This is a genomic window from Stenotrophomonas sp. PA-6-5C (assembly GCF_021605635.1).
Taxonomy (GTDB): Bacteria; Pseudomonadota; Gammaproteobacteria; order Xanthomonadales; family Xanthomonadaceae; genus Stenotrophomonas; species Stenotrophomonas lactitubi.
On sequence record NZ_WKEE01000092.1, the window covers coordinates 1 to 11,259 of the forward strand.

Sequence of the window (11,259 nt, forward strand, 5' to 3'; positions counted from 1 at the left end):
TTCTCCCGCATCTGCGTCGCTTTGCTGCGCACGTTGTCTGCGTCCAAGGGAGGATCGGCCAGCACCAGGTGCGCGGTCCTCACCGGTTGGCGTGAAGCCAGCGTCCAGACGTGAAGGTCGTGGGCCTCGGCGATCCCGGATTGCTCCTCAGCGCATGACGAACGGCATCGAGGTCCACACCTTTCGGCACACCCTGCATCAGCACCTGCCCGGCCTCGCGCAGCAGCGTCCAGGTGCGGGGCAGCACCCACAGGCCAATCAGCTGCACGGGTCGTCTGCGGGTGCTGAACAGGGGGAACAATGCAAACCTTCAGAACATACTCCGCTGGTTGCTGGCGGTGGTCCTGGGCAGAGCCGCGCTGGGCAGTATGCAACCGAGCTCGTGGTGCACTTTTGGCATGACAATCACCACACACTTCAGTTAACGATCTTCCAAAAACCCGAAGCCAACCTCGGTACATTCGACTGTTATTCGGCCCGCAGCAGCGGAAGATGGTATGCAGCGCATTCTGCGCCGGAGACCGACTGTGAAAACCCCTGCCCTCGCCGGATTCGGCGGCACGATTACGGCCAGGCTCGCGCGTATTCCGCGCCGAACTTGGCTGATGCTTGGCGTGACGATGCTGTTGCTGTTCGCGCTGACGGTTTGGGCAGCTATCGCGCTGCTGTCGCACGCATGGAGCACCGGTAATGCCTGGATCGATCGAAGCAGCCAAGCTGCCGCCGTGCTGCTACCGGATGCGCAGCAGCGGATTGATACAGTCGCGCCTGAACTTCGCGACACGCTCGACCGCGGTCGCGCGGCGCTCGCCGCTGTCGCGCCGGAAACATCGAAGCGGCTCGATACAGTCGCGCCCGAACTTCGCGACACGTTCGACCGCGGCCGGGCAGCGCTCGCCGCTGTCGCCCCGGAGACATCAAAGCGGCTGGAGGTCGCAATTCCGGGGGTGGCGGCGGTCGCCGGAATCGGGGGCGCAGCGGCGATCCTTGCTGGCGACGTCGTCGGGGAAGATCCGGTCGGCGTGCCTCGCCATCCCGCGCTCACACGCACGGGTTATGCGTTGGCCGACGGCGCCCGCGACGTCACGTATGCCGGGCCGGCGCCGTTCGCCGAGGTGCTGGCCTTCTATCGCCAACCGCTGTTGGCGGGCGGTTACACCGAGCGCGTCACCGCTTCTTCGCCATCGGGCGCCACGGTGGAGTACCGGAAAGGGGAGCAAGGCCTGACGTTGACCGTCACCGCCAAGGGCGATGCCGCCAGCGAGGTGCGGATCGTCGAGCACTGAACAACGGTCGAAGCGCGGCGCTCGACAGGACGCCCGCCGTGTGGCGGACCTGCCTGCAGCGCGGGTCCCTCCACAGGCGCGCACCAAACAGGTCCACTACTGCAGCATGCGCAGCTTGCGCCTGGCCAGATACGGATCCACCCGTGACAGCAGCAGGTACGCCATGCGTTCGCGCAACCGTGTCCAGCCGTGTGTCGCCGGCGACGCGCTGGGGCGTGCGTGGTCCAGGTCGCGCCCGATGAGGGCGCGTGCCTGCATGGCCAGTGCAGGGACGGGAAGCCGCAGCATCACTTCGAAATTGATCAGACGGCTGCGCGCATCGAGATTGGCCGAACCGATGTAGACGATGTCGTCGATCACGATCAGCTTGCTGTGCAGCATCTGCGGGACGTACTCGAAGAAGCCGACACCGCTACCGGCCATCCGGCGGATGGCGTGGCGGGTGGCCAGCTGCGCCAGCGGCACGTCGCCGCTGGCCGGCACCAGTACGCGCACACTGCCGCGACGGGCGACGGCGGCCAGCAGCCTGCGGATGCGACCGGAGGGCAGGAAATAAGCCGCGTGCGCGTCGACCCGCGTCGCGGCCCCCAGGTCGCGGTGCATGACGCGGCGCAGTTCGGCGCTTCGGCAGCCGGGGCCCGACAGCAACACTGCGGGCTGCCCGGCGGCAGCGCCGGCGACGGGCCGGCTCCGTGCGAAGGCGCGCAACGCACCGGGCGCGAAAGGGGCGAGCGTCCAGTGGCGCTCGAAGCTCGCGTACAGCGCCTCGACCAGCGGCCCGTCCACCTCGAGCGCCAGGTCCCGCCAACCGTTGTGGATGCCGTCGCCATCGTACTCATCGGCGATGTTCAGCCCACCGACGATGGCAACCCCGTCAGCAAGCAGCAGCTTGCGATGGTTGCGAAAGCTCAGCCGCAACAGGCCCAGCGGATTGAACCAGCGCAACTGGCCGCCGGCCGCCTCGAACCCGCGCCAATAGCCGTGGGCCATCTGGTCCGATCCGAAGGCGTCGAGCATCAGCCGCACGCGCACGCCGCGACGACAGGCATCGATCAGCGCACGGCGGAAGCGCGCGGCAACCTGGCCCGGCTTGCAGATGTAGAACTCAAGCGCGAGTTCGCCGCGCGCCGATGCGATCCGCTCCAGCATCGCCGCGTAGGCACCGCGGCCATCCACCAGCCAGCGGAACAGGTGATCGCCGGCGACCACCGGCGGCACGGCGGCCTCGGCATCGAAGCGCGACGGCAGCGATGCCGGCACGTCGGACAAGTCCGCCTCAACCCGAAGCCGGGGTCGCAAGCCGGTGATCGCGGGTCTTGTACAGGGAATAGAGCACGCCAATCGCCAACAGGCCGAAGGTGACCGACAGCGAGATCCAGGGATCCATCTTGCCCACGATCTGGTTGTAGAAAATCTTGCCGCCAATGAACACCAGCACCAGCGCCAGCGCGTACTTGAGGTACTTGAAGCGATGGATCACCGCCGCCAGCGCGAAGTACAGCGCACGCAGGCCGAGGATGGCGAAGATGTTGGAGGTGTAGACGATGAACGGGTCTGTGGTGATGGCGAAGATCGCCGGCACCGAATCCACCGCGAAGATCAAGTCGGCAAACTCCACAAGCACCAGCGCGAAGAACAGCGGCGTCGCCCACCACACGGCCTTCGCGCCGGGCGCGTCGCTGGCCGGCTGCTTCACCCAGAACTGGTTGCCGTGGATCTCCTGGGTAACGCGCAGGTGGCGGCGCATCCATTTGAGCAGCGGGTTGTTGCCGATGTCAGGGACGTGATCCACCATCCAGAGCATCTTGATCCCGGTCAGGATCAGGAACGCGCCGAACAGGTACAGCACCCAGCTGAACTGGCCGACCAGTGCCGCGCCGAAGCCGATCATGATCGCGCGCAGCACGATCACGCCGAGAATGCCCCAGAACAGCACGCGGTGCTGGTACATGCGCGGGATCGCGAAGTAGCTGAAGATCAGCGCGATGACGAACACGTTGTCCAGCGCAAGCGATTTTTCGATCAGGAAGCCGGTGTAGTACTGCACGCCGCTGGTCGGGCCCATGTACCACCACACCCATGCGCCGAAGATCAACGCGATGAGAATGTAGCCGGCCGACAGCCAGAGGCTTTCCTTCACCCCGATCTCGTGGTCCTTCTTGTTGAGCACGGTCAGGTCGAACACCAGCAGCGCGACGACGATGCCGAGGAACAGCAGCCACAGCCAGACATCCTTGCCGAGGAATTCGTTGAAGAGCAGCGCGACGATCGCGTCCATGGTTGGGCCCCTCCGAGGGCGGTGGTGGTGGCGACGACATCGCAGCGCAGTGCTGCCAGAGGGCCCCGTCTGCCCGCCAAGCCTAGGCTATGGCGCGGACCCGCGCGATGCGGAAGATCAGTGCCGGGTCTTCGTTTTTTTCGAAGGTTGGGCCAGCGGGTTAGCCAATGTGGCGGGGGCGGCCTCGATGATGGTGCGCACCGCGGGGTGGCTGACGCGGCGTTCGTTGGAGATCGCGTAGTATTCCTCGGCCACACCCTCGGCCACGCCCAGCAACTCGCCACCGTAGGCGCGGCGAATTTCCTCACGGGCGGCGAGCGGGGCGGGAAAGATGCCGGCGCCTGCGCCACCGAAGGCTTTCATCAGCGCGTTGTCGTCGAACTCTCCGACTATATGCGGCACCACCCGATGCGTCTCGCACCACACCAGGAGCGCGGCGCGCATGGGCGAATCGCGGCCGGGCAACAGCAGCGGCTCGCCATGCAGGCCCTGCGGAAACGCGATGGTCGGGCCCGGCTCGTTCTGCGCCCGGTACAGCCCGATCGCGCTCTCCCCGAGCCGGTGATTGTAGCTACGCACGTTCAGCCCATGCGGCACCGGACGCAGCGACAGCACGAAGTCGAGCCGGTGCAGCGCGAGCTCCCCCAATAGCGACTCCAGCGCCCCCTCTCTGCACACCAGCCGCACCGGCTCGGACAGCGCCAGCGCCGGCGCCAGCAGGCGCTGGGCCAAGGATTTGGGCACGGCATCCTCGATGCCGACGCGGAAAGTTTGGGTGCGACCTTCCGGCAGGCTGTTGAGCGCATCGCCCAGTTCGGCGCCGAGCGAGAACATCTCGTCGGCGTACGAGTACGCCAGTCGCCCGGCCTCGGTCAGTTCCAGCCGTTTGCCGGCCGCGGCGAACAGCGCCACGCCGATACTCTCTTCTAGCTGTTTGATCTGCCCGCTCAACGTCTGCGGCGTCAGGTGCAGGCGTTCGGCGGCGCGGGTGATTCCGCCCCAACGGGCGACCGCCCAGAAGTAATGCAGGTGCTTGTAGTTGAGGCTGCGCGGCATCTTCGAATTCCCCGAAGGCGGAGGTCTGCATATTCGAATTCTCTTACAGATCACGAGCGAGTTACAACATTGGCCACACCCGCACAGGAAATCGTCATGCAACTTCTCATCCGTCCCAAGGGTTTTCGTCTCACTTCGAGTCTGCGTGAGTTCGTTGTCCTGCGTCTGAGATATGCACTCGATCGCTTCCAGGGCGTGGTCGACAGCGTCATCGTCCGTCTTCGTGATGAAAACGGTCCTCGAGGCGGAGTCGACAAGGCCTGCCAGTTTGAAGTACGGGTGCGTGGTATGCGACCGTTGATAATCGAAGAGCGCCGGCACGATCTCTACACCGCGATCGGCGGCGGCGCGCAACGCGTCGAACGTCAGGTGGTACGCGCGGTTTCGCGTCGTCGTCAACGGCTTAGTCGTTAGGCGATTACGCGCTGGCGCGGCTTGTTCGTTATGCGGGTTCTCGCTAACTCATCTACATTACATTCGAGACAGTGCACTCTGCGGCTTCGCCGATCCCTCTCGAATTGACACCAGGGGCAGTCTTAAGCATCCGCTGAAAGCGCACTGCCGGATCGGGGCACTGCTGTTGCGCCAGTTTCGAAGCCAGCACCAAAGGGGCGTGATCCGCGCAGCGCCCAAGCGGGGAACATGACTCGACTTAGAGCGCTCTAGCTAGGAAGCCTGCGACATCAGTTGCAAGGTCTATTGGGACGGCTAAACCTGCGCAAGACGGCATAAACGTCTTGGGCTTATGCCGGTTCTCCGTTCTGTTGCGCCTCAAACCCCAGGAACCGCGCTACGCTTCTAGTTCTTCGGCTGAAAGCGAATCGCGCACTTCCTTGACGATCCTATCCCTGTCCTCTTGCGCCGTTTCGATGCGCGTGTAAGCGCCTTCTTCGGAGTGCATGCGTGCAAGCGATTCCCTGGCTTCTCGCCCTGTTGCGGTCAACTAATCGGCCAGGAATCGGAGCACTTGCTCTTCGCACCCAGACTCTGCGAGAACGCGTTCGCGAATGTACTCGCTAAGCGTCTGGCCGAAGCCCATTGCTAAACATTCAAGCCTCTGCTTCTCATTGACGGTGAAGCTCACCAACACCGCCTCATTTGGTTCGTCTGGTGCTGACATTTGCTTGATACCCGCGTGATCACGCCGGCGATTCTCTCATGGGGCTGGAAATCGATCGCCACGTCGCTCAGCCCGGTCATGCTCTCTGGCGGCGTCCAATCAGCTGGCGACGGTGTCGAATTCAATTGGCAACGCCGTGCAGTTCATTTGGCGACGCCGTCCAGTTCATTTGGCGACGCCGTCCAGTTCATTTGGCGACGGTGTCCAATCGACTGGCGGTATGTAGATTGACGCCCGCTTCGGGCCCGACGTGGCCCGTGCGCTTCGCGCCATCAAAGGAGCGATGGAAGGGCGGGCCGTGACTCCGGCCGTCGCGATGGGGTTGGTCAAGGCGCACCTGGTCCCTTTGGTCGCCGAGGCCCACCACGGAATCTTTTACAAGCGCAAAGCTGCCTCTTGGGATGGCCTCTTCTTCATCTACGCCGACCTGGGGTTCTGTTGCGGATCATCCGAACATCCATTGGTCGATGTGATGGCCGCGGTCAAGCTGATTCACGGTCAAACAAAGGTGCCTCCACGCGAGTTCCAGTTTCCGACCTCCGTCGAAGTGACCTACTTTTTTCACGTGTGCGGGTACCTGAAAGTGCCCACGGAGCGCTGGCGACGCATTGCGGGGCATCCGTACATTGACCCGTTCCGGTTCTGCACCTTCTGCTGGCGACAGCCGCTGCCGAGGCGGAATCTGTGTGCAATCCATACCAGTTCTGGGCAACTGGAAGTGTTGCCAGATCGTTCGATTGAAACCGTCCACTGCTCCCCGGCCGCCCGATACCGAGCTGGCGCTCGGGAACGGGTGTTGTTCGATACGATCGCTAACCGTCTTCTGACCAGTGAGGTCACCGAATTTCATGAAAGTGGATTCCAGGCGCCCTTCCTGATCCCTGCCACGCAGGTGAGCGACTGGTTGTCCGAGCGGCGGCCAGCGGTATGGCAAGTGTTGTCCGACCGTCAGCGCACTCTCGCCGATGGCACTGTCACGGCCAGGTTTCTCAACTTGCTTCAGGATCCCAGTGTGTTTCCGCTACCCGTACGACGACACTATGAGATCGTGAACCGCCATTATTTGCAGCACCCAGCGATGATCTGGCCCATGCTTCTACGCGCCGAAGCGCTATTGCGCGCCCGGGCCGAGCGGAAACAGGGCTGGGGCGGTCGCCGTTCCGGGGCAGGTCGCAGAGGTCGGCAGGAGCGGGGGTAGAAAAGCCAACGAGCGGGACCGAAAGAGATGACCGCATGGGCCTAGCACTGCTGCAAGGCTCGCGGCGCGTGTTGCCAGACCCAAGGCGACTCCGTTCATGGTGTGCCCAGCAGCCCGGGCAGGATGCGTCATTCGATCGGATTCGTTTCCGCATCGTGTTCGGCAACTTCTGCCAAGGAGAGGCGGCCGTCGCCATCGAAATCGATCTGGTCAAAGCGCGTAGTCAATTCGTGCTCCAGTGGCAGTTCGCTCCGCAGCAGATGCCCATCGCCGTCGTGATCCAGTTCCGCGAATTTGGTGCGGATATCGACCGCGTTGCACTGCTGCTTCGCCGCAACTTCCTCGCGGTGCGTGAACCCCTCTTCGCTGAGGTGGTCCAGTTCCTCGCATGCAGCGGGCAACCGGTCCCCAGACTGGTGCAGCTCTTCCTGGGGAGTTGCGTGCGCCGATGAGATGGCGAGCGCAAGAGCCGAAAGCGCATACGCGATTGATTGAGACCTCATGGCGGCTTCTCCTGGCTGGGCCGACAGCGAACATCCGCCGCGGCGTGCTGCGAGAGTGTGTTGTAGCTCTTACATTGTGTGTGTTATGTGTTCTACATGAATTCTTGGCTAATGCTGGTGAGCAGCGCCCCCGGGTCCAATCCGGCCGCACGGATGCGCATCTGGCGCGCGCTCAAGGCCAGCGGCGCCGGCGCTTTGCGCGACGGGGTCTACGTGCTGCCGCGCTCCGAGACAGCAAGTGCCGTGTTCGAAGAGCAGGCGCAAGTGGTGGCGGCGATCGGCGGCAGCGCTCAGATCGTCGGCTTTGACAGCACGGGTCCCGCCCAAGAGGCCGAGCTGGAGCGCCTATTCGATCGCAGCGAGGATTACGCCGCGTTGTTCCAGAAGCTCGACGCCTTCAAGGTTGAATTTGCCAAGGTCAACGAAATCGAAGCGCGGCGGCAGCTGGCGGCCGTGCGGCGCGAGGCCGCCGCACTGGCGGCCATCGATTACTTCCCGGGTGCGGCGCGGCTCCAAACCGAGCAGGCGCTCGCCGATGCCGAAGCGCTCTCGAATCGGCGCTTCTCGCCCGACGAGCCGCACGCGGCCTTCGGCCATGTGACGCTGTGCGACCGCGCCGAGTTCCAAGGCCGGACCTGGGCTACGCGGCGCCGGTTGTGGGTCGACCGGGTCGCTTCGGCCTGGCTGATCCGCCGTTTCATCGATCCCGATGCCCATTTTCTGTGGCTGGAGCAGCCGAAGGGCTGCCCGGCCTCGGCACTTGGGTTCGACTTCGACGGTGCACGGTTCAGCCATGTGGGGCCACGGGTCACGTTCGAGGTGCTGATCGCCAGTTTCGCGCTGGAGGGTGACGAAGGCCTGGCCCGGCTTGGCGCGCTCGTGCACTACCTGGACGTCGGCGGCACCCCGGTGCCTGAAGCGGCCGGGTTCACCGCGATCCTGACCGGCGCCCGCGCGCAGGCTGCCGACGACGACGCGCTGCTGACGGCGATGTCGACCGTGCTGGACAGCCTATACGCGGGCTATGGGCGGCCGGGCCGATCGGGTACGTCGAGCACCAGATCAAATGAAAACGCCGTACCGGGGCCGTGAGTGCCCGCACCAGTGATGCCAACTTGCCCCTCGATAGGAGAGCTTCGATGAACTGCCGCCAATTCCGATCCGTGCTTTCCGTAGCCGCCCTGCTGGCCTGCGCCGTGGGGGCGGCGCCTGCGATTGCTGCGGAGAGTGTAGATCCACAAATCGTCGCCGAGGCGAGCGGTGCCAAACCGACCGTTACGGACGATGGCGTGGTCCGGATCGGCTGGAGCCGCAACGATGTCGAGGTCACCGTCGACGGCATGCCGCTGCCGCCGGCGGCCGGCCTGGGCTCCTGGGCGGCGTTCACCGCGACCGATACCGGCGCGATGGTCATGGGCGACACGGTGGTGTTCCAGGATGAGGTCGATGCCGCGATGGACGCGGCTTTCGCGCACGGGTTGGACGTCACCGCGCTGCACAACCACTTCTTCTACGACTCGCCGAAGGTCTACTTCATGCATATCGGCGGCACTGGCGAGGCCGAGTCGCTGGCCGCCGGCGTCAAGGAGGTTTGGGATGCGATCCGCGCCGTCCGTGCGGCGCGGCCGCAACCGGCGACCGGTTTCGGCGGCGAAACGCCGGTGCCCGGCGAGTTCGACGCCGACGCGCTTGCCGAAATCGTGGGCCATCCCGCCTCGGTCAACGATGGCGTGGTCAAGATCACGATTGGTCGCGAGGGGCGCATGCACGGCCAGAGGGTCGGCGCCTCGATGGGGCTGACGACCTGGGCTGCGTTCAGCGGCAGCGATGCGCGGGCCGCGATCGATGGCGACTTCATCATGACCGCCGACGAGGTGCAGCCGGTGCTGCGTGCTCTGCGCGAAGCCGGGCTGCACGTGGTCGCGCTGCACAACCACATGATGGGCGAGCAACCCGGTTTCTACTTCACCCACTTCTGGGGCAAGGGGCCGGCGGTGGAACTGGCGCGCGGCTTCCGCAGCGCATTGGACGCCCAAGCCGCCGCCGGCGAGGCCGTCAAAGCGCATACGACGCACTGATCCTGCTGACGACCCAAAGCCTTGGAGGGACGCCCCATGACTACACCGATCAGCGACGTGCCGCTGGCCAACGGCGATGCCGACGGCTGCACCGTACCGCGCGAGCCGTGGCTGCGCCTGTTCCTGCGCTTCCTCCGGTTCGGCGCGCTGGCCTGGGGCGGTCCGGTCGCGCAAATTGCGATGATCCGGCAGGAACTGGTCGACGAAGATCGCTGGATCAGCAGTGCGCACTTCAATCGCGTGCTGGCGGTCTACCAAGTGCTGCCCGGCCCCGAAGCGCACGAACTGTGCGTGTACTTCGGCATGCGCTCGCGCGGACGCTGGGGCGGCGTGCTCGCCGGACTCGGTTTCATGTTGCCGGGCTTCGTGCTGATGTTCGCGCTGTCGTGGGCCTATGTGCGCTACGGGCTGCAGACGGAGGGCGTGGCGGCGGTGTTCGCGGCGGTGCAGGTCGCGGTCGCCGCGCTGATCGTGCGTGCCGTGGTGCGCATCGGCGAACACGTGGTGACCGACCGCTGGCTGTGGGGTATTGCGATCGGCGCGACGGCGGCGCAGTTGGCCGGCATCCACTTCGGAATCATCCTGACCGTCGCCGGTGGGATCTACCTGCTGGCGCAACGAGAGTTCCGACGGCTGGCGTGGGCATTGGCCGCGCTGGCCGTGGCCGGCGTGATCGGCTACGCGGTGGCCATGGGCGGGCTGGCCGGCTTCGCGGCTCTGAGCGGCAGCACGGGCGACGCCGAGGCTGTGCGCCGCGACGGCATGCCGATGCTGGCGCTGTTCTGGTCCGGCCTGAAAGCCGGCCTGCTGACCTTCGGTGGCGCCTATACGGTGATTCCGTTCCTGCAGCGCGACGCGGTCACGCAGGGCGTGTGGATGAGCAACACCCAGTTCCTCGAAGGGCTGGCATTGTCGGGCCTGCTGCCGGCGCCGCTGATCATCTTCTCGACCTTCGTCGGCTACCTGGGCGGCGGACCGTGGGGTGCGGTCGCGATGACCGTCGGCATCTTCCTGCCGGCCTTCGCGTTCACCCTGGTCGGCCACGATGCGCTGGAGCGCGTGGTGCACCAGCCGCGCATCCGCCTGTTCTTGGAAGGGCTCACCGCCGGCGTGGTCGGCCTGATCGCCGGCACCACCCTGGCGCTGATGAGGATCAGCCTGACCGGACTGGAGGCGGTGATCCTGTTTGCGCTCGTGCTGGCGGTGCTGTTCGCGTCGAAGGCGAAGCTGGTGATTCCGGCGGTGATCGGCGCAGCGGCACTGTGGGGCTGGCTGTCGCTGTCTATTCGCATCGCCGCATAGGCACTATCCGCAAGCCATTGACAATCGCCGCTGATATGCTCACTGGTAGCTCTACGTTCGAGGAATGAGGCATGGAGCGCGACCGCTATACCCCCCTCACCATCCCCATGCCCCCTGACTTCGCCGAGTACTGCGAAGGCCACGGTGCCTCGCCGGCCGAGGTCCTGCAGGCGTTTATGGCCGACCTGGCACCAACTACCGAAAGCGGCACTAGCTTGGACCGAGGTAGAGCGGCCCAATGGTTCCATGCCATTGCGTGGGGGCAGCCGCGCTGGGATGAAGAAGACGTGGCATAGCAGCTCGCGTGTTGAGGTCGGTACGCTCCCAGGAGCAAGCCCGCCCATCCACCGCTGAACAAGCGTGTCGCCTCCGGCCAATTCAGCGTTGACTGACCTTACGGGCAAGTCCATCGTAGTCAGTGGCTCATGGGCCTCAACC

At 65.0% G+C, this 11,259-nt stretch carries 10 protein-coding genes and 1 pseudogene; 6 read left to right on the plus strand and 5 right to left on the minus strand.

The genetic code is table 11. From position 1 onward, the window contains the following. Positions 1–262: pseudogene (locus tag GIW57_RS22995) on the minus strand (cation transporter); the annotation flags it as partial. 235 nt (positions 263–497) lie between these two features. Between GIW57_RS22995 and GIW57_RS23000 the strand changes: the two are divergent. Further along, complete coding sequence (locus GIW57_RS23000) at positions 498–1,286, plus strand: hypothetical protein (RefSeq protein WP_236513028.1); 789 nt, start codon at positions 498–500, stop codon at positions 1,284–1,286. 96 nt (positions 1,287–1,382) lie between these two features. On the opposite strand, the gene GIW57_RS23005 is transcribed toward GIW57_RS23000, so the two are convergent. From GIW57_RS23005 to nhaR, 3 genes are all read right to left on the minus strand, one after another. Next, positions 1,383–2,546 carry a phospholipase D-like domain-containing protein gene (locus GIW57_RS23005; protein WP_236513044.1) on the minus strand — a complete coding sequence of 388 codons (1,164 nt, stop codon included), beginning with the start codon at positions 2,544–2,546 and terminating at the stop codon, positions 1,383–1,385. 16 nt (positions 2,547–2,562) lie between these two features. Continuing rightward, positions 2,563–3,564 carry a TerC family protein gene (locus GIW57_RS23010; RefSeq protein WP_236513029.1) on the minus strand — a complete coding sequence of 334 codons (1,002 nt, stop codon included), beginning with the start codon at positions 3,562–3,564 and terminating at the stop codon, positions 2,563–2,565. A gap of 117 nt (positions 3,565–3,681) precedes the next feature. After that, a complete protein-coding gene (gene nhaR / locus GIW57_RS23015) occupies positions 3,682–4,620 on the minus strand; it encodes a transcriptional activator NhaR (RefSeq protein ID WP_236513031.1) in 939 nt (312 codons plus the stop codon). 96 nt (positions 4,621–4,716) lie between these two features. Between nhaR and GIW57_RS23020 the strand changes: the two genes are divergently transcribed. Continuing rightward, complete coding sequence (locus tag GIW57_RS23020) at positions 4,717–5,034, plus strand: HPF/RaiA family ribosome-associated protein (protein ID WP_236513033.1); 318 nt, start codon at positions 4,717–4,719, stop codon at positions 5,032–5,034. 1,004 nt (positions 5,035–6,038) lie between these two features. Further along, complete coding sequence (locus GIW57_RS23025; protein ID WP_236513034.1) at positions 6,039–6,938, plus strand: hypothetical protein; 900 nt, start codon at positions 6,039–6,041, stop codon at positions 6,936–6,938. A 128-nt stretch (positions 6,939–7,066) separates the two neighbouring features. Here the strand turns inward: GIW57_RS23025 and GIW57_RS23030 are convergent, their stop codons facing one another. Beyond that, positions 7,067–7,441, minus strand: a complete 375-nt coding sequence (locus tag GIW57_RS23030) for an EF-hand domain-containing protein (protein ID WP_236513036.1) — start codon at positions 7,439–7,441, stop codon at positions 7,067–7,069. 111 nt (positions 7,442–7,552) lie between these two features. On the opposite strand from GIW57_RS23030, the gene GIW57_RS23035 reads away from it, so the two are divergent. Genes GIW57_RS23035 through chrA form a run of 3 tightly spaced genes read left to right on the plus strand, consistent with a single transcriptional unit; the run spans position 7,553 to position 10,821 of the window. Then, positions 7,553–8,533 (plus strand): chromate resistance protein ChrB domain-containing protein, encoded by a 981-nt coding sequence (locus GIW57_RS23035; protein ID WP_236513038.1) that lies wholly within the window; start codon positions 7,553–7,555, stop codon positions 8,531–8,533. 47 nt (positions 8,534–8,580) lie between these two features. After that, entirely contained in the window at positions 8,581–9,519 is a 939-nt protein-coding gene (locus GIW57_RS23040; RefSeq protein ID WP_236513040.1) for a DUF1259 domain-containing protein, read from the plus strand. Between the two features lie 36 nt (positions 9,520–9,555). Next, on the plus strand, positions 9,556–10,821 hold the full coding sequence (chrA, locus tag GIW57_RS23045) for a chromate efflux transporter (protein ID WP_236513042.1): 1,266 nt from the start codon (positions 9,556–9,558) through the stop codon (positions 10,819–10,821). Positions 10,822–11,259: the final 438 nt, after the last annotated feature.